This is a genomic window from Streptomyces sp. MH60 (assembly GCF_002939385.1).
Taxonomy (GTDB): Bacteria; Actinomycetota; Actinomycetes; order Streptomycetales; family Streptomycetaceae; genus Streptomyces.
In genome coordinates, this window is sequence record NZ_MULI01000060.1 from 1 (window position 1) to 24577 (window position 24577).

The 24577-nt window shown below is 73.5% G+C and carries 16 protein-coding genes and 1 pseudogene; 11 read left to right on the forward strand and 6 right to left on the reverse strand.

All coding sequences use genetic code 11. The features are described 5' to 3' along the window. The 5 genes from BZZ08_RS28330 to BZZ08_RS28350 all read left to right on the forward strand — a co-directional run. Positions 1 to 1202, forward strand: a 1202-nt coding sequence (locus BZZ08_RS28330; RefSeq protein ID WP_133169231.1) for a CDP-glycerol glycerophosphotransferase family protein, incomplete at its 5' end; no start/stop codon positions are given. A 74-nt stretch (positions 1203 to 1276) separates the two neighbouring features. Continuing rightward, positions 1277 to 3487: a bifunctional glycosyltransferase/CDP-glycerol:glycerophosphate glycerophosphotransferase gene (locus BZZ08_RS28335; RefSeq protein ID WP_104635058.1), complete on the forward strand. Its 2211-nt coding sequence runs from the start codon at positions 1277 to 1279 to the stop codon at positions 3485 to 3487. Between the two features lie 7 nt (positions 3488 to 3494). Then, positions 3495 to 5732 carry a bifunctional glycosyltransferase/CDP-glycerol:glycerophosphate glycerophosphotransferase gene (locus tag BZZ08_RS28340; protein ID WP_104635059.1) on the forward strand — a complete coding sequence of 746 codons (2238 nt, stop codon included), beginning with the start codon at positions 3495 to 3497 and terminating at the stop codon, positions 5730 to 5732. After that, positions 5729 to 7051 (forward strand): hypothetical protein, encoded by a 1323-nt coding sequence (locus BZZ08_RS28345; protein WP_104635060.1) that lies wholly within the window; start codon positions 5729 to 5731, stop codon positions 7049 to 7051. Before BZZ08_RS28340 ends, BZZ08_RS28345 begins: the two co-directional genes overlap by 4 nt. 103 nt (positions 7052 to 7154) lie before the next feature. Beyond that, a complete protein-coding gene (locus tag BZZ08_RS28350; protein WP_104635061.1) occupies positions 7155 to 8708 on the forward strand; it encodes a hypothetical protein in 1554 nt (517 codons plus the stop codon). Between the two features lie 16 nt (positions 8709 to 8724). Here BZZ08_RS28350 and BZZ08_RS28355 read toward each other — a convergent pair whose 3' ends face one another. Further along, on the reverse strand, positions 8725 to 9138 hold the full coding sequence (locus BZZ08_RS28355; RefSeq protein WP_104635062.1) for an organic hydroperoxide resistance protein: 414 nt from the start codon (positions 9136 to 9138) through the stop codon (positions 8725 to 8727). Between the two features lie 141 nt (positions 9139 to 9279). On the opposite strand from BZZ08_RS28355, the gene BZZ08_RS28360 reads away from it, so the two are divergent. Both BZZ08_RS28360 and galE read left to right on the forward strand, forming a co-directional pair. Continuing rightward, the gene (locus BZZ08_RS28360) at positions 9280 to 9750 is read left to right on the forward strand and encodes a MarR family winged helix-turn-helix transcriptional regulator (protein WP_104635063.1); all 471 of its coding nucleotides are present in this window, start codon (positions 9280 to 9282) and stop codon (positions 9748 to 9750) included. Between the two features lie 77 nt (positions 9751 to 9827). Continuing rightward, positions 9828 to 10808: a UDP-glucose 4-epimerase GalE gene (galE, locus tag BZZ08_RS28365; RefSeq protein WP_104635064.1), complete on the forward strand. Its 981-nt coding sequence runs from the start codon at positions 9828 to 9830 to the stop codon at positions 10806 to 10808. 29 nt (positions 10809 to 10837) lie between these two features. On the opposite strand, the gene BZZ08_RS28370 is transcribed toward galE, so the two are convergent. The 4 genes and pseudogenes from BZZ08_RS28370 to BZZ08_RS28385 form a co-directional block, all read right to left on the reverse strand. Continuing rightward, positions 10838 to 11275 (reverse strand): glutaredoxin domain-containing protein, encoded by a 438-nt coding sequence (locus tag BZZ08_RS28370; RefSeq protein WP_104635065.1) that lies wholly within the window; start codon positions 11273 to 11275, stop codon positions 10838 to 10840. Then, positions 11272 to 11883, reverse strand: a complete 612-nt coding sequence (locus BZZ08_RS28375; protein WP_104635066.1) for a DinB family protein — start codon at positions 11881 to 11883, stop codon at positions 11272 to 11274. The genes BZZ08_RS28370 and BZZ08_RS28375 overlap by 4 nt, the downstream gene beginning before the upstream one ends. 28 nt (positions 11884 to 11911) lie before the next feature. After that, positions 11912 to 12306, reverse strand: a pseudogene (locus tag BZZ08_RS28380) (GNAT family N-acetyltransferase). A 50-nt stretch (positions 12307 to 12356) separates the two neighbouring features. Continuing rightward, positions 12357 to 12989, reverse strand: coding sequence for a TetR/AcrR family transcriptional regulator (locus tag BZZ08_RS28385; RefSeq protein WP_104635067.1), 633 nt, complete (start codon positions 12987 to 12989; stop codon positions 12357 to 12359). A gap of 172 nt (positions 12990 to 13161) precedes the next feature. Between BZZ08_RS28385 and BZZ08_RS28390 the strand changes: the two genes are divergently transcribed. The 4 genes from BZZ08_RS28390 (at position 13162) to BZZ08_RS28405 (ending at position 19082) form a co-directional block, all read left to right on the forward strand. After that, positions 13162 to 14115, forward strand: a complete 954-nt coding sequence (locus tag BZZ08_RS28390; RefSeq protein WP_104635068.1) for an ABC transporter permease — start codon at positions 13162 to 13164, stop codon at positions 14113 to 14115. Next, positions 14108 to 14980: an ABC transporter ATP-binding protein gene (locus tag BZZ08_RS28395; protein WP_104635069.1), complete on the forward strand. Its 873-nt coding sequence runs from the start codon at positions 14108 to 14110 to the stop codon at positions 14978 to 14980. The genes BZZ08_RS28390 and BZZ08_RS28395 overlap by 8 nt, the downstream gene beginning before the upstream one ends. Positions 14981 to 15126: 146 nt before the next feature. Continuing rightward, positions 15127 to 17370 carry a CDP-glycerol glycerophosphotransferase family protein gene (locus BZZ08_RS28400; protein ID WP_104635070.1) on the forward strand — a complete coding sequence of 748 codons (2244 nt, stop codon included), beginning with the start codon at positions 15127 to 15129 and terminating at the stop codon, positions 17368 to 17370. Then, the gene (locus tag BZZ08_RS28405; RefSeq protein WP_104635071.1) at positions 17367 to 19082 is read left to right on the forward strand and encodes a glycosyltransferase family 2 protein; all 1716 of its coding nucleotides are present in this window, start codon (positions 17367 to 17369) and stop codon (positions 19080 to 19082) included. Before BZZ08_RS28400 ends, BZZ08_RS28405 begins: the two co-directional genes overlap by 4 nt. A gap of 209 nt (positions 19083 to 19291) precedes the next feature. On the opposite strand, the gene BZZ08_RS28410 is transcribed toward BZZ08_RS28405, so the two are convergent. Beyond that, the gene (locus BZZ08_RS28410; RefSeq protein WP_104635072.1) at positions 19292 to 24253 is read right to left on the reverse strand and encodes an NAD-glutamate dehydrogenase; all 4962 of its coding nucleotides are present in this window, start codon (positions 24251 to 24253) and stop codon (positions 19292 to 19294) included. Positions 24254 to 24577 lie beyond the last annotated feature (324 nt).

Sequence of the window (24577 nt, forward strand, 5' to 3'; positions counted from 1 at the left end):
TGCCGCTGCGCGCCGACCGCGCCGTCTTCGCCGTCGAGGGGCACCGGGGGTACGGCCGCGACCCGGGCGCGCTGGAGGAGGCGTTCCGCCGCCTCGCGCCGCACCTGCGCACCGCGTGGGCCGCCGCCCCCGCGCACCACCACACCGTCCCGCCCGGCACCCGCCGCCTGACCCCGGGCACGGCCGCCCACTGGACCGCCCTGGCCCGCTCCCGCTACCTGGTGTGCGACGCGGCCTTCGACGCGGGCCTGGTCAGGCGCCGGGGGCAGGTCCTGGTCCAGACCCGGTCCGGGACTCCCCTCAAGCACATGGGTCTGGATCTCCAGGAGCGCCCGGCCGCCGCCCACGGCACCGACTTCGCCCGGCTGCTGCGCGAGGCCGGCTCCTGGGACTACGTGGTCTCCGCCAACCGCCACTCCACCCTGACCTGGGAACGCGTCCACCCCGGCGACTGGACCACCCTGGAGTGCGGCCAGCCGCGCACCGACGTCCTCCAGCGGGCGACGGCGGCGGACGTGGCCCGGCTGCGCGAGACCCTCGGCATCCCCGAGGGCACGGTCGCGGTCCTGTACGCGCCCACCCACCGCGACTACCGGCGCACCCAGCGCGCCGCCCTGGACCTGGAGCGCGTCGTGCGCCGCCTCGGCCCGCGCTTCATGGTGCTGGCCCGCGCCCACCCCCGGCACGGCGGCCCGCTCGCCGCCTCCGCCGGCCGGGTGCTGGACGTCAGCGGCCACCCGCACGTGGAGTCGCTGTGCCTGGCCTCGGACGCCCTGGTCACCGACTACTCGTCCCTGATGTTCGACTACGCGGGCCTGGACCGCCCGATCGTGATCCACGCCCACGAGCCGGAGGCGTACGAGGCGGCCCGCGGCACCTATGTCGACCTGCGCTCCTTCCCGCCGGGCGCGATCGCGCGGGACGAGGACGAGCTGATCGGCCTGTTCGCGAGCGGCGAGTGGCACGGCGCCCGGTCGGCGCGGCTGCGGGCCGCCTTCCGCGAGCGGTTCTGCCCCTACGACGACGGCCGCGCCGCCGAACGCGTGGTGCGCCGGGTCGTCCTGGGCGAGACGGACCTGCCGCCGGTCGTCCCGCTCGCCGAACGCCGCCCCGCTCCCTCGGCCGCGGCCGTCCTCGCCCGCACCCCGCTGGCCACGGTGCCGCAACCCGCGGGGCCCCGCACCGTCACCGACAGCCTCTGATCACCGTTTACCCGCTGGGAGTTCCCCCCTGGTACCAGGACGAGTCGGACCAGGACCACGAGAGAAAGAGCAGTATGCCCCGCTTCAGCATCATCGTCCCGTCCCATGGGGTCGCGGGGCGGCTCTCCCAGGCACTGGACTCGGTCCTCGGCCAGTCCTTCGGCGACTTCGAGCTGATCCCGGTCTGCGACGGCCCGGACAGCCCCGCGGCGGACGTCGCCGGGGAGCACGCCCGGCGGGACTCCCGGGTGACGCCCGTGCACTCGCCGCCGTCGGCCGGTCTGGCCGGGGCGCGCAACACCGGGATGCGGGCGGCGACCGGTGCGTACCTGCTGTTCCTCGACGGCGACGACACCCTGGTGCCGGGGGCGCTGGCGGCCCTCGACGCGCGGCTGGCGGACACCGGCGGCGTCGACGTCCTGTACTTCGAGTACGAGCGCGTGCCCTGGTGGGAGGGCGAGACCACCAACCCGGCCGCCCCGCTGCTGGCGAAGGCCCCCGACGGTGCCTTCGCCCCCGACCGCGCCCCGCGGCTGACCGGCGTGCACCTGCCCGCGTGGAGCGCGGTCCACCGCCGCGCCTTCCTCACCGAGCGCCGGCTGGACTTCCCCGCCGGTCACTACACGGACCTCGGCTTCGGCGCCCGGGTCGCGGCGCGCGCCGAGCGCGTGGCGGTGCTGCGCGAGGTGGTCGTACGGCACCGGGTGCGGCGCCAGGGCAACCGGCTGAACCTGCCCGGCGAGCACCACGCGGACCTGCTCGACCAGGCCGAACTGGCGCTCACCCACGCCGCCGGGCTGGGCCTGCCGCCCGAGCGGCGCGGACCGCTGTTCGAGCAGCTCTTCGCGGTGGTCCTGAAGACGGCCACCCACCCCCGGCGTCTGCCCCGGCGGGCGCGCCGCGCCTTCTACCGCCGGGCGAGTCGCCTGTACCGGCGCCACCGCCCCGCGGGCTTCAGGCCACCGGGCGGACGGCTCGGCGTGCAGCACCGGCTGCTGGCGTCGGGGTCGTACACCGGCTTCCGCGCGCTGCGCGCCGCCAACCGGGCGGCGACCGGCCTGCTGCGCCGCCTGCCGTGGCCGCGGGGGCTGCGCACCCGCCTGCGCTACCGCCGCCACCTGCGCCGCCCGCTGGACCCGAACCTCGTCGCGTACTGCGCCTACTGGGGCCGCGGCTACGCCTGCAACCCGGCCGCGATCCACCGCGCGGCCCGCGAACTGGCCCCGCACCTCAGGTCGGTGTTCCTGGTCGAGCCGGACCAGGCGCACACGGTGCCGGAGGGCGTCGACCACGCCGTCATCGGCAGCCACCGGTACTGGGAGGTGCTGGCCCGCGCCACGTACCTGGTGAACAACGCCAACTTCGCCGAGGGCGTCGTCAAGCGCCCCGGCAGCGTGCACCTGCAGACGCAGCACGGCACGCCCCTGAAGACGATGGGCGTGGACCAGTCGACGTACCCGGTGGTGGCGGCGGCCACCGGCAGCTTCACCAAGCTGCTCGGCCGCGTGGACCGCTGGGACTTCAACCTGTCCGCCAACCGGCACTCCACCCAGATGTGGGAGCGCGCCTTCCCCGGCTCCTACGAGCACCTGGAGTACGGCTATCCGCGCAACGACGTCTACTGCACGGCGACCGCCGAGGATGTGGCCCGCGTCCGCCGCGAACTGGGCGTCCCGGAGGGGAAGACGGCGGTCCTGTACGCGCCCACGCACCGGGACTGGGAGTCCGGCTTCGGCGCGGGCGGCCTGGACCTGGAGGCGTTCTGCGAGGCGGCCGGCGAGGACGTCGTGGTGCTGCTGCGCGCCCACTACTTCTACGACCGGGGCGGGAGCCGGGAACGCACCGGCCGGGTCGTCGACGTGACCGCGCACCGCTCCTCCGAGGACGTCTGCCTGGCCGCGGACGCGCTGGTCACCGACTACTCGTCCATCATGTTCGACTACGCCAACCTGGACCGCCCGATCGTCGTGTACGCCGAGGACTGGGACGTCTACCGGGAGACCCGCGGCGTCTACTTCGACCTCATGGCGGCTCCGCCCGGACCGGTGGCGCGCACACCGGAGGAACTGGCCCGCGTCTTCGCCGACGGCACCTACGCGGGCCCGCAGTCGACGGCGCTGCGGGCGGCCTTCCGGGAGCGGTTCTGCGAGTTCGACGACGGCCGCGCCGCCGAGCGCGTCGTGCGCCGGGTGCTGCTCGGCGAGCCGCCCGAGGCGCTGCCGCCGGTGATCCCGCTCGCGGAGCGCGTCCCGGCCCCCGCCGCCGCCACCCTCGTAAGGAGCTGACCCCGCCGTGCCCCGCTTCAGCGTCATCCTCCCGTGCTTCAAGGTGCAGGGCTTCCTGCGCGAGTGCCTCGACTCGGTCCTGGACCAGTCCTTCCGGGACATCGAGGTGATCGCCGTCGACGACTGCTCGCCGGACGGTTCGGGGGCGATCCTGGACGAGTACGCGGCCCGCGACGAGCGGGTGCGCGTGCTGCACCTGGAGGAGAACGTCGGTCTCGGCCGGGCCCGCAACGCCGGGCTGCCGCACGCCAGCGGCGACTACCTCTTCTTCCTCGACAGCGACGACACCCTCACCCCGGGCGCGCTGCGCGCCATGGCCGACCGGCTCGCGGAGACCGGCGATCCGGACGTGCTGGTCTTCGACTACGCGCGCACCTACTGGTGGGGCGGCACCCGGCGCAACGTCCTGGCCCGGGTGCTCGCGGAGGCGGGCGACGGCACGTTCACGGCGGCCGGGCACCCCGAGATCCTCGATCTGCTGATGGTGGTGTGGAACAAGGTCTACCGGCGCGACTTCGTCGAACGGGAGGGCTTCACCTTCCCGCCCGGCTACTACGAGGACACGCCCTGGACCTTCCCGGTCATGTTCAGCGCGGAGCGGATCGCCGCACTGGACCGGATCTGCCTGAACTACCGCCAGCGCCGCCAGGGCAACATCCTGTCCACCACCAGCCGCAAGCACTTCGACGTCCACGCGCAGTACGAGCGGGTCTTCGCCTTCCTCGACGCCCGCCCGGAACTGGCGGCCCGGTGGCGGCCGTTCCTGCACGCCAAGATGGGCGAGCACTGCCTGGACATCCTGTCCAAGCCGGACCGGCTGCCGCCGTCCGACCGGGCCGAGTTCTTCCACCGCACCGCCGAGATGTTCCGCGCGTACCGGCCGAAGGACACGGCGACCCCGGCCGAACTCCGGGTGCTGGAGGGGCCGTACGCCGCCTACCGGCTGCGCCGGCAGTCCGGGCGGGCGGCGCGGGAGCTGGAGCGCAGGACCCGGCAGGTGCGCGGCACGGCCGCCGGGCGGGCCCGCCGGGCCGCGGCCGCCCTGCTCCCCCGCCGGTCCCTCGACCCGGACCTCGTCGTGTACTCGGCGTTCTCCCACCGGGGCGTGCAAGGCGACCCCGCCGCGATCCACCGCGCGGCCCGCGAACTGGCGCCGCACCTGCGCGGGGTGTGGGTGGTGCGGGACGAGGAGTGCGCGGCGGACCCCGCCCTGCTGCCGCCGGGCACCGAGCACGTGATCCTGGGCAGTGCCGCCTACCGCCGGGTGACCGAGCGGGCGGCGTTCCTCGTCAACAACGTCAACTGGCCCGGCACGGTGACCAAGCGGGACGGCAGCGTCCACATCCACACCCACCAGGGCACCCCGCTCAAGTACATGGGCGTCGACCTGCTGGGCAGGCCCGGCGCCCGGCACGGTCTGGACGTGCCGCAGATGCTGCGCCGGGCCGACCGCTGGGACCACAGCCTGGTCGCGAGCCGGTACGCGGAGCGGATCTGGGAGCGGGCCTACCCCTGCCACTTCACGTCCGCGCGGACCGGCAGCCCGCGCAACGACGTCCTGGTCAACGCCGGTGCCGAGGAGGGCCGCCGGGTCCGCGAGCGGCTCGGCGTCCCCGAGGGCCACACCGTCGTGCTGTACGCGCCGACCCGGCGCGAGTACCGGCGCGGCGGGCTCGTCGAACGTGTCGACGTGGCCCGGCTCGCCGCCGACCTCGGCGAGGACCACACCCTGGTGGTGCGCCTGCACCCGTCCCTCGCCACCGGCCCGGCGCGCGGCCTGGGCCTGGCGGAGCTGCACCGGCGGGGCGTGGTGATCGACGCGACGGACGAACCGCACGTGGAGGACCTGATGCTCGCCTCCGACCTGCTGATCACCGACTACTCCGCCCTGATGTTCGACTACGCCCTCCTGGACCGGCCGATCGTGATCCATGCCGACGACTGGGGCCCGTACACGGCGACCCGCGGCACGTACTTCGACATCACCGAGGAGGCGCCCGGGCACGTCTCGCGCTCCTACCGGGAGCTGGCGTGGCTGCTGGCGTCCGGGGCGTGGCGGGACGAGGAGGCGGCGCGGCTGCGGGCGTCCTTCCGGGCCCGGTACTGCGAGTACGAGGACGGGAGGGCCGCCGAGCGGGTGGTGCGGACGCTGCTCCTCGGCGAGCCGATGCCCGCGCCGGAACCCTCCGGCGTGCCCGGCGCCCGCGCCGTCCCGTCAGGACGCGACCTGCTGCCCTCCACATGAGACCCCGTAGCCGGGTGGGCGGCCCGGGCGGCGTCGTCGGGGTGCTGCTCCTGACCGCCGTGTTCGCCACGCTCCAGCTGGCGAACGTCACCGGCCGGGACACGCCCGACACCAGGAACTACCTGTCGTACGCCCTGAGCCTGACCGGGGAGAGCAAGCGCGGGGCGGCCGCGGCCACCATCGACTACGTGTGCGCGAGCCGGGCGGAGCGGGCCCGCCGGGACCAGAGCGTGCACGTGGTCCGCTTCCACCGCCCCGACCCCTCTGCCGAGGTGCTGGCCGAGTGCCGCGCGCAGGAGTGGGCAGTGGTGGAGCCGCGGCTGGCGGCCGGGCAGACCGGCGGGCACACGGTGCCGTACATGTCGGAGCGCTTCATGGCGATCTTCGAGGCGCGGCCGGGCTATCCCGCGTTCCTGGTGCCGTTCGTCCTGGCCTTCGGGACGACGTGGGGCCTGTGGGCGGCGGGGGTCGTGATCGCGGGCGCGGGCGGCGTCCTGGTCTTCCTCATCCTGCGGTCCCTGTCGGTGCCGGTGCCGCTCGCGCTGGCCGGGCAGGCCCTGTACTACGTGCTGCCGTGCGGGACGACCGCGATGCGCCCGATGACCGAGGGCCTGCTGATGGCGCTGACCCTGGCGGCGGTGTGGGGCTGTGCGCTGGTGCTGCGGGCGGGCCGACGGCGGACCGGCCTCGCCCTGGTCGCCGGGTCGCTGCTGGCCCTGTTCACGGTGAAGCACTCCCAGGCGCTGTTCCTGGGCCTGTGCCTGGCGGCGGCGGGCGGGGTGATCGCCCTGCGTCGCCACCGGCGGCTCCGGCGACGGCCGGGCGGCCCGGCGCCCCGGGAGGTGCTGCCGCTCGCGGCCGTGGGCCTGGCCGGCGTGGCCGCGACCCTGCTGCTGGCGCGGCTGCTGCACTATCCGTCCGAGGCGGAAAGCCTCCAGGATCTGCTCACCGGCCACTTCGCCCGCCCCGACCGCGCGCGTCCGTGGCCGGAGTTCTGGCAGTTGCAGGGCAACTTCTGGGCGGAGTGGCTGCGCAGGCAGGCATGGCAGCCGCTGTTCGTGGCGGCGCTGGCCGCCGGGGCGTGGGGCGCCCTGCGCCGCGGGGGCGCGGTCGGCGGCTTCCTGGTCGCGGCGGCGTTCACCGGGATCCTCACCCAGGCCGGGCACCCGGACATCAACATCTGGGGCGAGCGGCTGATCGTGCTGGCGTGGCTGCTGCCGGTGGTGGGGGTGCCGCTGCTGCTGGAGCCGGTGGTGCGGGGCGCCCGGGTGCCGCTGCCGGCGCAGGGCCAGCCGGACCGGGCGGGCGCGGTCGGCTGAGCGTCCGCTAGCCGGGTGACTTGGGCCGGTGGGGGATTGACGGGGGCGACCCCGCCGGGAACATACGCCAAATGTCCCGAATGCCCCACACTTCCGCTGTGTCGTGAGCGCCGACGTCCTCGTCCGGCGGCCGGTGCGCGGCGCGACGGCGCTGCGCGGCGGACGCGCCTGGCGTCCCACCCCGTACCAGGCCGCCGGTTTCCTCTTCTTCCTCGTGATGACGCTGGCGTACTGGGCGGTGCCGCTGTGCTGCGACGCCGGCCAGCACGCCGCCGTGGTCGAGCGCCTGAAGGAAAGTCTCCTCCACCCCCGGCATCCGATGGCCGACCTGCCGGGCGCGGGCAGCGCGTACTACTCGCCCTACGCGGTGGCGCAGGGCGCGTTCGCCCGGCTGACGGGGCTGGGCGGCTGGGAGGTGGTGCGGCTCGCCGGGCCGCTGAACCTGCTGGTGCTGCTGACCGGCCTCGGCCGCTTCGTGCGGGTGCTGACCCCGCGGCCCTGGGCGCCGGTCCTCGCGCTGGGCGCGATGACGCTGCTGTGGGGGACCGAGCGGGCCTGGTGGAGCGGCTATCTCGGGCTGATGTCGATGACGGGCAACCTCGGCTACCCGTCGACGTTCGCGATCGGGCTCACCTTCTGGGCCTGGGCCCTGACCGGCGCACGGGCGCGGGACCGGCGCCGGGTGCGGTACGTGGGGCCGAGCGGACTGCGCGGCCTGCCGGGTTACGCGGGGCTCGGCGCCCTGTACGGCCTGATCCTCCTCGTCCACCCGATCACCTCGGTGGCCGCGGTGCTCGGCACGGTGGCGCTGGTGGCCGGATGGCAGCGCGGGTGGCGCGGGCCGGTGGTGGGGCGGTGGGCGCTGACGGGCGCCGTGGCGGTGGGGGCGGCCGCGGCCTGGCCGTACTTCGACGTGTTCGCGCTGGCGGGCGACGGCAGCGTGGACGCCATGCACCGGGTGCTGTACCTCCGCCTGCCCGGGGAGTTCTGGCTGGCCCTGCTCGGCCTGCCGGCCCTGTGGGCGCGCGGACGCCGCTCGCGGCGGGACCCGCTGGTGCTGATGTTCGCGCTGGACTGCGCGGTGGTGGCGTACGGCTGGTTCAGCGGCCACTACACCTACGGGCGGATCCTCGGGCTCACGCTGGTGCCGCCGCAGTTCGCCCTGGCGGTGGAGCTGGCGGCACCCCGGCCGTGGGGGCGGTGGCGGGCGGCGCTGGGCCGGACCGCGACGGCCGGCGCCCTGCTCGGGTTCCTCACGGTCCACGCGGGAGCGGTGGTGCCGCGCGCGCTGGACCCGGTGGGCTTCGAGCAGCCGCCGAACTGGCCGACGTACGCGTGGGCGGCCCGGCACATCGGGCCCGGCGAGGTGGTGATCACCGACGGGTACTACGCCGGGCACGCCATCGCCGGGTACGGGCCGAACCTCGCGGCGCCCGCCTGGCCTGACCCGTCGCTGGACGAGCGGGAGCGCGGGCGGCGGGTGGCCGACGTCGAGGCGTACCTCGCGCCGGACTCCACCCGCGCCGGGCGCGCCGCCGTCGCCCGCCGCTACCACGTCCGCTGGCTGCTGCTGACCCGCTGGCACCCGGTGCCCGAGGAGGCGGTGGTCGTGGCCTGGAGCGAACGGACCGGTGAGGTGCTGGCGCGGGTCGGGTGAGCCGGCCCCCGGGGGGCTACTCGATGACGAGGTCGACGGGGATGTTGCCGCGGGTGGCGTTGGAGTAGGGGCAGACCTGGTGGGCCTGCTCGACCAGCTTGCGGCCGGTCTCCTCGTCGAGCCCCTCGGGCAGCTCGACCCGGAGGGTCACGGCGAGCGCGAAGCCCTCGCCCTGCTTGCCGATGCCGACCTCGGCGGTCACCGCGGCGTCACTGACGTCGACCTTCGCCGCCCGGCCGACCACCCCGAGGGCGCTGCCGAAGCAGGCGGCGTACCCGGCGGCGAACAGCTGCTCGGGGTTGGTGCCCGCGCCGTTGCCGCCCATCTCGACGGGGACGCCGAGGGCGAGGTCGAGCTTGCCGTCGGAGCTGACGGTACGGCCGTCGCGGCCGTGGGTGGCGGTGGCGGCGGCGGTGTAGAGCGCGTCCATGGGAGAACCGTCCCTTTCAGGAGTTCGGGAGGAGACCTGCGTGCCTGACAGCCACAAGTAGAGCACGCGGTTGAGTGGAGCGCAACTAAGTTGCCCACAACTAAATGGCGCACCAAGGGCCGGTCGGCTACCCTGGAGCGCATGACCACGCCCGCGACCGACTGGCTCCGCCTGGACCAGCAGATCTGCTTCTCCCTGAACGCCGCGTCGCGCGCCTTCGGCAGCGTCTACCGCGTCGTCCTCAAGGACCTGGGGCTCACCTACCCGCAGTACCTGGTCATGCTGGTGCTGTGGGAGCACGGCGAGCTGCCGGTGAAGAAGCTCGGCGAGCACCTCCGTCTCGACTCCGGCACGCTGTCCCCGCTGCTCAAGCGGCTGGAGGCGGCCGGTCTGGTCCGGCGTGAGCGCAGCACGCGCGACGAGCGGTCGGTGGAGGTGCGGCTGACCGGGGAGGGCGCGGCGCTGCGCGAGCGGGCGATCGAGGTGCCGCGCCGGATCTCCGCGGCGACCGGCCTGGACCTCACCGAGGTCCAGGACCTGCGCGCCCGCCTCGACCGGCTCACGGCGGCGCTGGACGCGTACGGCACCGATCCGGCCCCCGACCCGTCCTGAGGGGTGCGGGCACCCGGCGGGCGCGGGGATGACGGATCATGGCTACCAAGGACCACTGAACGAAGGGGACGGCCGCAATGACCTGGCTGATCACCGGCGGCGCCGGATACATCGGGGCGCATGTCGTACGGGCGATGACCGAAGCGGGCGAGAAGGCCGTGGTCTACGACGACCTGTCCACGGGGATCGCCGAGCGCGTGCCCGACGGTGTCCCCCTGGTGGTGGGCTCGGTCCTGGACGGCGAGCGCGTCGCGCGCGCCCTGGCCGACCACGCGGTCACCGGCGTGGTGCACCTGGCCGCCAAGAAGCAGGTCGGCGAGTCGGTGGACCTGCCCCTGCACTACTACCGGGAGAACGTGGAGGGCCTGCGCGTCCTGCTGGAGGCGGTCACGAAGGCCGAGGTCCCGTCCTTCGTCTTCTCCTCCTCCGCCGCCGTGTACGGCATGCCCGACGTCGACCTGGTGACCGAGGAGACGCCCTGCGTGCCGATGTCGCCGTACGGCGAGACCAAGCTGGCCGGCGAGTGGCTGGTCCGGGCCACCGGCAAGGCCTCGGGGCTCGCCACGGCGTCCCTGCGCTACTTCAACGTGGCGGGCGCGGCGAGCCCGGAGCTGGCCGACACCGGCGTCTACAACCTCGTCCCGATGGTCTTCGAGAAGCTGACGGAGTCCGCGGCCCCCCGGATCTTCGGCGACGACTACGCGACGCCGGACGGCACCTGCGTGCGCGACTACATCCACGTCGTCGACCTGGCCGAGGCCCATGTGGCGGCGGCCCGCGCCCTGCGGTCCTCCCCGGGCCGGGCCCTCACCCTCAACATCGGCCGGGGCGAGGGCGTCTCCGTCCGCGAGATGATCGACCGCATCAACGCCCTCACCGGCTACGACCAGCCGCCGACGGTCACGCCCCGCCGCCCCGGCGACCCGGCCCGCGTGGTCGCCTCGGCCGACCGCGCCGCCGTCGAGCTGGACTGGAAGGCCAAGTACGACGTCGAGGACATGATCACGTCGGCCTGGGCGGGCTGGGTACGGCTCCACCCCGAGGCGGCCCGGGACTGACGCCCCGCCGGGCGCGGGGCGGCGCCGGGTCAGCGGGGCGAGGAGACCTGCTCACGCACCCACGCGGGATCGGGGTTGGTGTACGGCCGCCCCGCCACGAGCAGCGTGGGCACGGTCTCGTTGCCGTCGTTGGCCTCTCGTACCAGCTCCGCCCCGGCCTCGTCCCGCCAGATGTCGACCCAGTGCAGCCGCCGGCCCCTGCGCCCCAGCCGGATGCGCAGCCGCATGCAGTAGGCACACCCCGGCCGCCAGAAGACGACCGGCCGCCCGTCGACGGCGCTGCGCCGCCGCGCCTCCAGCGCACCGATCGACCGGGGGAACACCAGCGGCGAGGTCAGCCCCGCCAGCAGCACGAACACCAGCGACAGCACGGCCCCCGTCCCCGGACGCCCCTGGACGAACGGCCCGGTCGCGGCCCCCGCTCCGGCGATCAGCAGCAGCACCGGGCTCGTCCACGCCCGCCTCATCGGTCCTGCCCCGGGGCTTCCCGGCGCCCGGCTTCCCGCGCCGCCTGCTCGAGCCGGTCCCGGTACCCCTCCCACCAGGCCGCGTCACGCGCCGGCACACCGACGTTGTCCTCGCGCATCCCCACGGCACCGTCCATCAGCTCCCGGACGATGTCGGCGTGACCGGCGTGCCGCTGGGTGTCCGCGATCACCCGGATCACGGCGTGGTGCAGCGTCACCTCGTCCTCGCCCGCCGGCCACCAGGGCACCGTGCCGACCGTGTCCAGCGCCAGCGCGTCGAGCGTCGCGTCCGCGTGCGCCCACGCCCGGCGGTACACCTCCACGACGTACGCGCGTGACTCGTCGGCGGTGGCCCACATGTCCGCGTCGGCCTCGGCGCCTTCCGCCATCCAGGGCAGCGGTTCCTCCGCCGGCCGCCCGAAGACCTCGCCGAGGTAACCCAGCTCCACGGTGGCGGCGTGCTTCACCAGCCCCAGGAGGTTGGTACCGGTCGGCGTCGCCGGGCGCCGTATGTCGTACTCCGAGAGCCCTTCGAGCTTCCAGAGCAGGGCGTCGCGGGCGGACTGGAGGTAGAAGAGGAGGTTGGCCTTGGGATCGGTTGGGATCATCGGACCAGTGTGCCGCCCGCCCGGCGCGTCACAGGGCGATGAGACCGGCCGCCGTCTCCTGGAAACCGCAGGCGTCGAAGTAGAACGCGCGCAGGTGGTCCTCGAAGTCGACGTGGAGCCACTCGCAGCCGCCGCCCGGGCCCGTTCGGCGGCGACCGCGACCAGTCGGGCGCCCACCCCGCGGGAGCGGCGGTGCCGGGCCACCACCGTGTCCAGGAGGAAGGCGTGTGCCCCGCCGTCCCAGGCGACGTTGACGAAGCCGACCAGCGAGCCGTCCTCCCGGGCGCAGACCCAGCCGAGGCTGTGCCGCTCCAGCCGGGTGCGCCAGTCGGTCTCCTCGGCGGGGTGGCCGAAGCCGTCGGCGTGGAGTGCGTCGAGGAGGGCGTTGTCGACGTCTCCTCGCCACTGGTAGGTGATCGGCACGGTCCGATCGTATGCGGGCGGGCCGGGCGCCACCGACGGTCGGTCCCGGCTCAGAGCGCCTTCAGGCCCTCCGCCGTGGCCCGGGCCAGCGAGCCCAGGTAGCCCTTCGGCAGCTTCGGGCTGCGGACGACCACCGAGCGCCAGTACAGCGGGCCCGAGATCAGGTCCAGGGCCAGGTCGGTGTCGAGGGCGGGGTCCAGTTCGCCGCGTTCGGCCGCCGCCGCGAGGATCCTGCTGGCGACGCCGTCCTGGCCCTCGCGCAGGGTCTTCCGCAGCGCCTCGGCGATGTCGGGGTTGCGGGCCGCCTCCGCCTGGAGGTCGGGGATGACCTGGGAAGCCACCGGGTGACGCAGGGCGCGGGAGGTCACCTCGTACAGCAGCCGCAGATCGCCCTCCAGGGAGCCGGTGTCCGGCGCGGGCAGGCCCTGGACGGCGAGGGCGGAGACGATGTCGAGCACCAGGTGCAGCTTGGAGCGCCAGCGCCGGTAGACGGCGGTCTTGCCGACGCCCGCGCGGCGCGCGATGCCCTCGATGGACATCCGGGCGTAGCCGACCGCCGCCAGTTCCTCGAAGACCGCCGTCCGGATGGCCTCCGTCACGTCCTCGCGGAGCACCGCCGCCCCCGCGGGGGCCCGGCGGCGCGGGCGCGGCGTCGGCTCGTCGGCGGCGGCGTTGGTCGTCATACGGGGCAAGCATAGGGCGTCACGACGAAACGGTTGCGTTCCGGCGTCGCCACGCCCTACGCTCACGTTACGACGATACGGTGCCGTCCCGACGTAAGTGAACACCCACGGTCACCCGGGTGAACGACGGGCGTCGCCCTCTCGCCCCCTCCCCCGAGCGAAAGCACCGGATGTGAGCCAGGTCCTCGACCCCCCACCCCCGACCCGGGCATCGGCCCAGGCCGCCGCCCTCACCGACCCCGGCCCCGCCGCCGACCACGACCTCGCGGCGCTCGCCGCCCGGCACGGACTGTCGGTCAGCGGCGCCCGCCCCTCCCTGTCCCAGTACGTCCGCCAGCTGTGGGCCCGCCGGCACTTCATCGGCGCCTTCTCCACCGCCAAGCTCACCGCCCAGTACAGCCAGGCCAAGCTGGGCCAGGTCTGGCAGGTGATGACGCCCCTGCTCAACGCGGCGGTGTACTACTTCATCTTCGGCCTGCTGATGGACACCAAGCGGGGCGTGGAGGACTTCGTCCCGTTCCTGGTCACCGGCGTGTTCGTGTGGACGTTCACGCAGAGTTCGATCATGGCGGGCACCCGCGCCATCTCCGGCAACCTCGGCCTCGTACGCGCCCTGCACTTCCCGCGGGCGGCGCTGCCGGTGTCGTTCTGCCTCCAGCAGCTCCAGCAGCTGCTGTTCTCGATGGCGGCCCTGCTCGTGATCCTGCTGGCCTTCGGCGTGCCGCCCGCCCCGTCCTGGGTGCTCGCGGTCCCGGCGCTGGTGCTGCAGTTCGTGTTCAACGCGGGCGTCGCGATGGTCATGGCCCGGGTGGGCTCGAAGATCCCCGACATGGCCCAGCTGATGCCGTTCCTGCTGCGCACCTGGATGTACGCCTCGGGCGTCATGTTCAGCATCGAGCACATGACGGGCCCGGACAGCGGCCTGCCGTCCTGGGTCGGCACCGCCCTCCAGCTCAACCCCGCCGTCGTCTACATCGACCTGATGCGCTTCGCCCTGATCGACACCTTCGGGGGAGGCCAGCTGCCGCCCCATGTGTGGGCGCTCGCGGTGGGCTGGGCCCTGGTCGCCGGGATCGGCGGCTTCATCTACTTCTGGAAGGCCGAGGAGACGTACGGTCGTGGCTGACAACACCCCCGCCGAGCGGGTACCCACCGTCGTCGCCGACGGCGTCGACATCGTCTACCGGGTCAACGGCACCGGTGCCGGCCGCGGCTCCGCGACCGCCGCCCTCAACCGCATCCTGCGCCGGAAGAAGACCGAGAAGGCCGCCGGCGTGCGCCGGGTGCACGCCGTGAAGAACGTGTCCTTCGTGGCGTACCGCGGCGAGGCGATCGGCCTGATAGGCACCAACGGTTCGGGCAAGTCGACGCTGCTCAAGGCGGTCGCCGGCCTGCTGCCGGTGGAGAACGGCCGGATCTACACCGACGGCCAGCCCTCCCTGCTCGGCGTCAACGCCGCCCTGATGAACGACCTCACCGGCGAGCGCAACGTGTACCTCGGCGGGCTGGCGATGGGCATGTCCCGCGCGCAGATCAAGGAGCGGTACCAGGACATCGTCGACTTCTCGGGGATCAACGACAAGGGCGACTTCATCACCCTGCCGATGCGCACGTACTCCTCCGGCATGGCGGCCCGGCTGCGGTTCTCCATCGCCGCCGCCAAGGACCACGACGTCCTCCTCGTCGACGAGGCCCTGGCCACCGGTGACCGCTCCTTCCAGAAGCGGTCCGAGGAGCGCATCCGGGAGCTGCGCAAGCACGCCGGCACGGTGTTCCTGGTCAGCCACAGCAACAAGTCCATCCGCGACACCTGCGACCGGGTGCTGTGGCTGGAACGCGGCGAGCTGCGCATGGACGGGCCGACGGAGGAGGTGCTGAAAGAGTACGAGAAGTTCACCGGCGGTCCGGACCGGGCGGCGAAACCCAAGGCGGCCCAGGCGACCCCCAAGGCGGCTCCCAAGCCCGCCGCCGGGGCGAAGGCGGTCGCGTGAGCGCACCGTCGTCCCCCGGGAGGCGTACGCGCGGCGCCCACGATTAAGCCTTTTGCCGGATTGATGTCACTATGACCGAATAGAAACCGACCCACAGGAGTGACCGGGAGCGACGCAGCGAAGGCCGAGGCGAAGGAGTCCCCGCGATGCCCGAGACGGTCCCCGAGACGGCCCCTCAGCCGGGCCCCCACCTCAGCGTCGTCGTCCACGGCCGCAACGTCGAGGACCACCTGCCCGCCCTCCTCGACTCCCTGGACGCCCACCCCCTCACCGGCGTCGAGGTGATCGTCGCCGCCGTCGGGGACTGGGCGCGGGAGGTCGCCGAGCGGCACGCCCCCGCCTTCACCGTGCTGCCCCTGCCGGACGGGGCGGGCGACGCCGCGGCCCGCTCGGCGGGGGCGGCCCGGGCGCGGGGCCGGTGGCTGCACTTCGTGCACGCCAAGGACGGGCTGCCCGTCGGCGCCCCGCCCGCCGTCGCCGAGCACGTCGGCGGCCTGCCCGGCACCGTGGACGTCCTGCTCCTGGACCACGTCCGCAGCTCGTGGCGGGCCTCGGGGCTGCCCTCCCCCGACGGCCCCCGGCTCGCCCGCGCGGGCCGCGCCGATCTCGCCCTGGACGACCGCGCGGCGCTGCTCCGCCTGACCCCGCTGCTCGGCAACCGCGCCGTGCGCGCCGGTTTCTGGCGGGCCCACGAACGGCTCCTGACCACCGAGGACGAGCCGTTCGCCGCGTACGCCGCGCTGCTGCTCGCCGACCGTGTCGCCTGCCTGCCGCACCCGGCGTACGAGGACCGCCGGCTGCGCCCCGAGAGCCTCCCGCCGCCCACGCCGGCCGAGCGGTACGCGCTGGTCGACCGCTACGAGGCGCTCCTGGGCCTGGCCGCCGACCGGCCCGCCGTCCAGGGCGTCCTGTACGACCTGATGGTCCGCGACTGCCTGCACACCTTCGCCCGCGCCGGGATGCCGGACGACGTGGCGCGGGAGTTCTTCCACCGGGCGTCCGTGACCGCCCGGCGCCACCGCCCCGAGGGACTGCGGCGCCCGGCCGGTCTGGAGGGCGTACGCCGGTCGCTCCTGGAGGAGGGCGCCTACGGCAAGTACCGCGCCCTCCAGGCCGCCCACCACGCCCGCCGCGGGGTGCGCTCCGCCGTGCGCACCGGCAGACGGCGGGCCGGCACGCGGCTGCGCACCCTCCAGTACCGCGGCGCCCTGGCTCGCCCCCTCGACCCGCACCTCGCGGTGTTCTCGGCGTACTGGAACCGCGGGGTGGCCTGCAATCCGGCCGCGATCGCCGCCAAGCTCGCCGAACTCGCCCCGGGCGTCCACCCGGTGTGGGTGGTCACGGCGCAGGGCGCCGCCCTGCTGCCGCCCGGCACCGACCACGTCGTGCCCGGCACCCGCCGGTACTGGGAGGTGCTGGCCCGCGCCAAGTACCTGGTCAACAACGTCAACTTCCCGGACGCGGTGGTCAAACGCCCCGGCACCGTCCACCTCCAGACCCACCACGGCACCCCGCTCAAGCGCATGGGCGTGGACCAGCTGCCCTATCCGGCCGCCGCCCACGGCCTGGACTTCCAGGCCCTGCTGGAGCGCGTCGACAAGTGGGACTACAGCGTCTCCGCCAACAGCCACTCCACCCGCATGTGGCAGCGGGCCTACCCGTCCCGCCACATCTCCCTCGACCACGGCTATCCGCGCAACGACGTGTACTACACCGCCGGTCCCGCCGAGGTCCGCGCGGCCCGCGAACGCCTCGGCATCGCCCCCGGCCGCCGCGCGGTCCTCTACGCGCCCACCCACCGCGACTACGAGGCCGGCTGGACCCCGCGCCTCGACCTCGCCGCCCTGGCCGACCGACTCGGCGAAGAAACGGTTCTGCTGGTGCGTGCCCACTACTTCTACGACAGCGCCGCCTCCCCCTCGGCCCCGCTGGCGGGCCTGCGCCGCACCGGCCGCCTCGTCGACGTCTCCTCCTACGAACCCGTCGAGGAGCTGTGCCTGGCCGCCGACGCGCTGGTCACCGACTACTCGTCGATCATGTTCGACTACGCCAACCTCGACCGCCCGATCGTCATCCACGCCGACGACTGGGAGACGTACCGCACCACCCGCGGCGTCTACTTCGACCTGCTGGCCGAGGCCCCCGGACCGGTCGCCCGCACCCAGGCGGAACTGACGGAGATCCTCACCACCGACGCCTGGCACGACGAGCGCGCGGCGAAGGCACGGGCCGCCTTCCGTCGCCGGTTCTGCGAGTACGACGACGGCCGCGCCGCCGAACGCGTCGTGCGCCGGGTCTTCCTCGGCGAGGACGAGCGGACCCTGCCCCCGGTCCTGCCGGTCGAGGACCGCACCCCGGCTCCGAGCCCCGAGGAGGCCTGCGCGTCATGAGGACAGCCACCACGAGCCCCGCCACGGGCGTGCTCCTGCCGCCCATGAGCATCCCGGACGTCACCGTCACGGTCATCGTCTACAACGACGCCGAACGCCTCCCCCGCGCCGTCGCCTCCGCGCTGCGCCAGACCCACGCCAACATCGAGGTCGTCATCAGCGACGACCACTCGACCGACGCCACCGAGGAGGTCGCCCGCGAGCTGGCCGCCCACGACCCGCGGATCGTGTACCTCCGGCTGCCCGAGAACAGCGGCGGGTGCAGCGCCCCGCGCAACCGCGCCCTGGAGATCGCCCGGGCGCCGTACCTGATGTTCCTGGACAGCGACGACGAACTCCCCGAGCGTGCCGTCGAGGTCCTGCTCGCCGCCCACCGCGAACGCGACCTGGACTTCGCCATGGGCGCCGTGCACCGCGTCCGCGTCGACGGCAGGCGCCGTACGACCTGGATGCCGCACCTGGTCGCCGAGCGCCGCACCCTCGACGGCATCGAGGCCGACCCGCGGCTGTTCTTCGAGCACCTGTCGACCAGCAAGATGTACGCCCGCGCCTTCCTCGACCGGCACGGCCTGCGCTTCCCCGAGGGCATCCACTACGAGGACCAGCTCTTCTCGGCGCAGGCGTACTGCCTGGCCAAGTCCTTCACCGTGGTCCCCGAGCCGGTCTACCGCTGGTACATAGCCCCCTACGCGGCCTCCGACTCCGCCTCCATCTCCAACCAGCGGCACAAGCTCACCAACGTCCGCGACCGCGTCCACGTGCAGCGGCTCATCGACGCGTTCCTGGCCGAGAGCGGGCACGAGGCGCTGCGCGAGGACAAGGACTTCAAGTTCCTCAAGCACGACTTCCGGATGTACGCCGGTGACCTCCCCTACCGGGACGACGCGTGGCTGTCGTCCTTCGCGGACCTGATGAACCCCTACCTCGACACGCTCGCCGAGGGCGCCTACGCCCGGCTGCCCCGCGCCGAACGGGTCGTCCTGCGCCTGCTGCGCGACCGGCGCCTGTCCGAGGTGCGCACGGCGGCCCGCGGCCTCGGCCACGACGTGGCCCCCCGCCGGGTGACGCCGGACGAGGAGAGCGGCCGGGTGTACTGGGGCGAGGGCGTTCCGGATTCCCCCGGCGCCCGGCGCGAGCTGGACCTGACGGATCTGGAGCTGGACACCCGCCCGTTCTTCACCGCCCTGCTCCGGCACGAGATCACGGAGGTCACGCGCGGTCCCGGTGCCTCGGTCGACCTCACCGTCCGCACCTACGACCCGGCCCTGCGCCTGCCGGTCGGCCCCCAGCGCGCGGTGCTCCACCTCTCCCCCGGCCGTCGCCGTCTCACGGTCGCCTTCCGCCTCTCGCCCGTCCGCCCCGGCCTCTTCGAGGGCCGCGTCCGCCTGGACCTGGCGGCGGCCCGTCTCCCGCTCCACGGCTTCGCCGGCACCCGCCATCCCGTGCTCCGCCTCCGCCACCGGGGTCGCACCCACACGGGGATCCTCCTGGCGCCGCCGGCCTTCCCGCCCCTCACGGCCCGCGTCCCCTACCGCGCCGGCGTCACCCCCCACCGCGTCACCCTCCGCCCGGAGGGCCACAACCCGGGCCGCCTGCAGATCACCTGGCAGCCGGTGGGAGCCACCTCCGCCGTGCTCCGCCCCGCCGCCCGGCGCCTGTCCACCCCGAGGACACGGAGAGCGGCCCGCCTGGTGGCCAACGTCCTCCGCTGACGCCACTGCGGGCAGTCGCCCTCCCGCCTGGCTGCGGGCAGTCGTGCCGCTGGGGCGGCACGGGTGGGCGCGGCGGCACCTCGCAGCGCCGGGCCGCGTCCCCACCCCGCGCCCACCCCCCGCGCCGGGCACGACGAAGGCGCCCCGGACCGAACCCGGCCCGGGGCGCCTCACCCGGCGACGGCGTGAACGCCGTAACGCCGTACCGCCTACGAATGCGTACGCAACAACGTCCGCATCGTCCGCATGGCCACCGAGAGGTTGGACAGATCGAACTCGTCCGACGATCGGATCTCCTCCAGCGTCGTCCGCGCCCGCCCGAGAATCGCCGCGTTCTTCTCCTCCCACGCCTTGAACCGCTGCTCCGGCGTGGACGTGCCGTTGCCCACCGCCAGGACATCCGCGGTCAGCGACGCGTGCGCCGAGTACAGGTCCTCGCGGATCGCCGCGCGGGCCATGGACTGCCAGCGGTCGTTGCGGGGCAGGTCACTGATCCGGTCCATCAGCTGGGTGACGCCGAGCCGGTCGGCGAGGTCGTAGTACACCTCGGCGACGTCCAGCGGCTCCTTGCCCATGCGGTCGGCCACCGACACGATGTCCAGCGTCGCGAAGGCCGAGGAGAACCCGGCCACCCGCGTGGCCGGCTCGTCCGGGACCCCGGCGGCGGTCAGCTCGTCGTGGATGTGCTGGTACCACTCCGCGTCCGCGCCCCGCAGCAGCTTCGGCAGCTGCGACCACACCTGCTCGACCCGCTCGGCGAAGAACTCCACCGTCTTGGCCAGCTCCAGCGGCTGCGGCCGGTTGTTGAGCAGCCAGCGCGTGCCGCGCTCGACCAGGCGGCGCGAGTGCAGTCGGATCCGGGTCTGGACGGCGGCGTCGACCTTGGTGTCCAAGGCCTCCACCGCGTCCCACACCGGGGAGGAGCTGAAGATCGCCCGGGCCACGGTCTGCGCCCGCACGATCTCCTCCAGCGACGCGCCGGTCTCCTCGCGCATCCGGTGCAGATACGTCGTACCGCCCGTGTTGACGGTGTCGTTGACCAGGACGGTCGTCGTGATCTCGCGGCGCAGCGGGTGGCTGTCGACCTGCTCGGCGAACTGCTCGCGCAGCGCCGTCGGGAAGTACGCGTGCAGCAGACCCTTGAGGTACGGGTCGTCCGGCAGCGAGGTGTGCAGCAGTTCCTCGGCGACCGTGATCTTCGTGTACGCCAGCAGCACGGCCGTCTCCGGGCCGGTCAGGCCGTGTTCGCTGCTCAGCCGCTCACGGATCTGGCGGTCGGTGGGCAGGAACTCCAGGGCCCGGTTGAGGTGGCCCTCCCTGACCAGGTGCCGCATGAAGCGCTGCTGGGCGTGGAGCATGTCCCTGGACTGCGCGAGCGCGTTGGCGATCGCCGTGTTCTGCGCGTAGTTGTTGCGCAGCACCAGCGCGCCGACCTCGTCGGTCATCTGGGCGAGCAGCTTGTTGCGCTGCTTGACGGTCATGTCGCCGTCCTTGACGAGACCGTTGAGCAGGATCTTGATGTTCACCTCGTGGTCGGAGGTGTCCACGCCCGCGCTGTTGTCGATGGCGTCGGTGTTGATCCGCCCGCCCCGCAGCGCGAACTCGATCCTGCCCAGCTGGGTCAGGCCCAGGTTGCCGCCCTCGCCGACGACCTGGACCCGCAGGTCCTTGCCGTCGACGCGGATGGCGTCGTTGCCCTTGTCGCCGACGTCCGCGTTGGACTCGGTGGACGCCTTGACGTACGTGCCGATGCCGCCGTTCCACAGCAGGTCCACCGGGGAGCTGAGGATCGCCTTCATCAGCTCGGCCGGGGTCATCTTGGTGATGCCCGGCTCGATGCCGAGGGCCTCGCGGATGTGCGCGTTGACCGGGATCGACTTGGCCGTGCGCGGGAAGATGCCACCGCCCGCCGAGAGCAGCTCGGTGTTGTAGTCCTCCCAGGAGGAGCGGGGCAGCTCGAACAGCCGGCGGCGCTCGGCGTACGAGGTGGCCGCGTCCGGCGCCGGGTCGATGAAGATGTGCCGGTGGTCGAAGGCGGCGACCAGGCGGATGTGCTCGCTGAGCAGCATGCCGTTGCCGAAGACGTCGCCGGACATGTCGCCGATGCCGACGACCGTGAAGTCCTGGGTCTGGGTGTCCACGCCCAGCTCCCGGAAGTGCCGCTTGACGGACTCCCAGGCGCCGCGGGCGGTGATGCCCATGCCCTTGTGGTCGTAGCCCGCGCTGCCGCCGGAGGCGAAGGCGTCACCGAGCCAGAAGTTGTAGGACTCGGCGACCTCGTTGGCGATGTCGGAGAACTTCGCGGTGCCCTTGTCGGCGGCGACGACGAGGTAGGTGTCGTCCTCGTCGTGCCGGACGACGTCCGCGGGGTGCACGACCTCGCCGGCCACCATGTTGTCGGTGATGTCGAGCAGCGCCGAGATGAACGTCTTGTAGCTGGCGATGCCCTCCGCCATCCACGCGTCGCGGTCGACGCTCGGGTCGGGCAGCTGCTTGGCGACGAAGCCGCCCTTGGCGCCGACCGGCACGATGACGGTGTTCTTCACCATCTGGGCCTTGACCAGGCCGAGGATCTCGGTGCGGAAGTCCTCCCGGCGGTCCGACCAGCGCAGACCACCGCGCGCGACCTTGCCGAAGCGCAGGTGCACGCCCTCGACGCGCGGCGAGTACACCCAGATCTCGAACGCCGGGCGCGGCGCGGGCAGGTCGGGGATGGCCTGCGGGTCGAACTTCATGGAGACGTAGTCGTGCGGCTTGCCGCCCGCCGCCTCCTGGAAGAAGTTCGTCCGCAGCGTCGCCTTGATGACGGTGAGGAAGGACCGCAGGATCCGGTCCTCGTCGAGGCTCGCCACCTGGTCCAGGGCGGCGTCGACCTCTTCGAGCAGGGCGTCGACGATCTCCCGCCCGGCCCGCTGCCGCTCCGGCGCCATCCGCGCCTCGAACAGGTTGATGAGCAGGCGCGTGGTGTGGACGTTGTTGCGGAGGGTGTCCTCCATGTAGTCCTGGCTGAAGGTCGAACCGGCCTGCCGCAGGTACTTGGCGTACGCGCGCAGCACCATCGCCTCGCGCCAGGTCAGTCCGGCGCTGAGGACGAGGGCGTTGAAGCCGTCGTTCTCCGCCTTGCCGGTCCAGGTCGCGGCGAAGGCGTCCTGGACGCGCTCGCGGGCGTCGTCGCCGAGGTAGTCGGCGCCACCGGCCGGGGCCTTGGGCATGCGCAGGCCGAAGTCGTAGATCCAGGCCGTGGTGCGGTCCGCGCAGCGCAGCTCGTAGGGCCGCTCGTCGGTGACCTCGACGCCGAGCCGGCTGAGCACCGGCAGCACGGCGGACAGGGAGACCGAGCCGCCCTTCTGGTAGATCTTGAAACGCCGTTCCTCGGGCGCGGCGCCGACCGGCTCGTACAGGCTCAGCGCGAAGGTCTTCTCCTCGTCGAGCTGCTCCAGGTGGCCGAGGTCGGCGACCGCGGAGCGCGGATCGTGGTCGGCCTTGTAGCCCTCGGGGAAGGCGGACCCGTAGTAGCGCAGCAGCTCCGCCGCGCGTTCCTCGCCGAACTCGGCCGTCAGTGCCTCGCCGAAGCCGTCGGCCCAGGAGCGGGCGGCCTCGACGAGACGGGCCTCGACGCGCTCCTTGTCGACGTCGGACAGGTGCGGCAGCTCGGTGCCCTGCGGGACCCGGACCACGAAGTGCAGCCGGGACAGGATCGACTCGGTGTTCCAGGCCGTGAAGTCGACGCTGGTGCCGCCGAGCTCCTCCTTGAGGATGTCGATGATCCGCAGCCGGACGCCGGTGGTGTAGCGGTCGCGGGGGAGGTAGACGAGAGCCGAGTAGTAGCGCCCGTACTCGTCCTGGCGCAGGTAGAGCCGCAGGCGGCGCCGCTCCTGGAGGTAGAGCACGGAGGTGACGATCGGCTCCAGCTCCTCGGCGGAGGTCTGGAACATCTCGTCGCGCGGGTACGTCTCCAGGATCTGCAGCAGGTCCCGCCCGTCGTGGCTGTTGGGCGAGAAACCGGCCCGCTCCAGCACCTCCTCCACCTTGCGCCGCACGACCGGCACCCGGCGGACGGACTCGGTGTAGGCGGCGGAGGAGAACAGGCCGAGGAAGCGCCGTTCGCCGACGACGTTGCCGTTCTCGTCGAACTTCTTGACGCCGACGTAGTCGAGGTACGACGGCCGGTGCACGGTGGCCCGGCTGTTCGCCTTGGTCAGCACCAGCAGCCGGTGCTCGCGGGCCTTGGCCCGGGCGTCGGCGGGCAGCCGCTCGAAGGAGGGGCTGACGGGGTGGCTCTCGTCGGTCGCGTGGTGCGGGTCGGAGCGCAGGATGCCGAGGCCGGTGCCGGCGACGGCCGCGAGGGAGTCGTCCTCGCGCAGCCGGTACTCGCGGTAGCCGAGGAAGGTGAAGTGGTCGTCGGCCAGCCAGCGCAGCAGCTCGCGGGCCTCCTCCAGCTCGCGCGCGGGGAGGTCCTCCGGGGTGGCCTCGGTCGACAGCTGGTCGGCGATGCGGACGGCGGCGTCCCGCATCTTGCCCCAGTCCTCGACGGTCTCGCGGACGTCGTTCAGGACGCGCAGCAGGTCGGCGGTGATCTGCTTCAGGTCACCGCGGTCGGTCTCGCGGTCGATCTCGACGTGGATCCAGGACTCGACGTGCGCGTCGTGCGGCAGGTCGGCGGTGGGCCGACCGGCCAGCACCTCGACGAGCTTGCCGGCGATGTCGCGCCGCACCACGATCTGCGGGTGGACGACGACGTGGATGCCGCGGCCCTGGCGGGTCAGCTCGTTGGTCACGGAGTCGACGAGGAAGGGCATGTCGTCGGTGACCACCTCGACGACGGAGTGGCTGCACGTCCAGCCGTTCTCCTCGACCGTCGGGGTGTGCACCCGGACGTTCGCCGTGCCCTGCGGCCGGTTCTCGGCCAGCCGGTAGTGCGAGACGGCGGCTCCGAAGACGTCGACCGGGTCGCGGTCGGCGAGGTCCTCCGGGGCGGTGTGCCGGTAGTAGCGCTGGAGGAACGCGAACACGGACGCGTAGTCCGGGGCGCCGTCCGGGCCGTCCGGGGTGTCCGGAGTTCCCTCGCCCGTCGTCCCGGTCGGTAGGTGCCCCCCGACCGGGCTGTTCTCAGCTACCCGGGCAGCCCTTTCGAGCAGCTCGGCCTTGGCTTCGTCCAGCTTGGTCTGCATTGTCCTCTGACTCCTGTCGCGCGCCGTTGCGTGACGTAGAAGGAAGTACGGTCTCCTGCCTTCCGGCATGACGTCGGGACACGGGGTGTCCGGTCTTCTCCGACGCTATGCCGCAAGATGAGAGGAGCGGGGGCATATCAGCCAATGTCGCCGCTCCCACCGGGTGTGACTTCGCTCTCGCCGTCACCGTCCGGGGAGTGCGCGGCGCCGTACCGGGGGTCTTCGATGCCCCGTCCCGCCCGCGAGGATCAGCGACCGCCGCCCGGCCACGGATGTCGTCCGTGGGCGCCGGGCGCAGGGCAGGGGCACCAGTGCCCCCGCGAG

What these genes read in the sequence shown, in the direction of transcription:
- BZZ08_RS28410 (WP_104635072.1), bottom strand. Translation starts at nt 24,253, where the DNA reads ATGCAGACCAAGCTGGACGAAGCCAAGGCCGAGCTGCTCGAAAGGGCT.
- BZZ08_RS28385 (WP_104635067.1), bottom strand. Translation starts at nt 12,989, where the DNA reads ATGACGACCAACGCCGCCGCCGACGAGCCGACGCCGCGCCCGCGCCGC.
- BZZ08_RS28375 (WP_104635066.1), bottom strand. Translation starts at nt 11,883, where the DNA reads ATGATCCCAACCGATCCCAAGGCCAACCTCCTCTTCTACCTCCAGTCC.
- BZZ08_RS28360 (WP_104635063.1), top strand. Translation starts at nt 9,280, where the DNA reads ATGACCACGCCCGCGACCGACTGGCTCCGCCTGGACCAGCAGATCTGC.
- BZZ08_RS28355 (WP_104635062.1), bottom strand. Translation starts at nt 9,138, where the DNA reads ATGGACGCGCTCTACACCGCCGCCGCCACCGCCACCCACGGCCGCGAC.
- galE (WP_104635064.1), top strand. Translation starts at nt 9,828, where the DNA reads ATGACCTGGCTGATCACCGGCGGCGCCGGATACATCGGGGCGCATGTC.
- BZZ08_RS28345 (WP_104635060.1), top strand. Translation starts at nt 5,729, where the DNA reads ATGAGACCCCGTAGCCGGGTGGGCGGCCCGGGCGGCGTCGTCGGGGTG.
- BZZ08_RS28335 (WP_104635058.1), top strand. Translation starts at nt 1,277, where the DNA reads ATGCCCCGCTTCAGCATCATCGTCCCGTCCCATGGGGTCGCGGGGCGG.
- BZZ08_RS28370 (WP_104635065.1), bottom strand. Translation starts at nt 11,275, where the DNA reads ATGAGGCGGGCGTGGACGAGCCCGGTGCTGCTGCTGATCGCCGGAGCG.
- BZZ08_RS28400 (WP_104635070.1), top strand. Translation starts at nt 15,127, where the DNA reads ATGCCCGAGACGGTCCCCGAGACGGCCCCTCAGCCGGGCCCCCACCTC.
- BZZ08_RS28405 (WP_104635071.1), top strand. Translation starts at nt 17,367, where the DNA reads ATGAGGACAGCCACCACGAGCCCCGCCACGGGCGTGCTCCTGCCGCCC.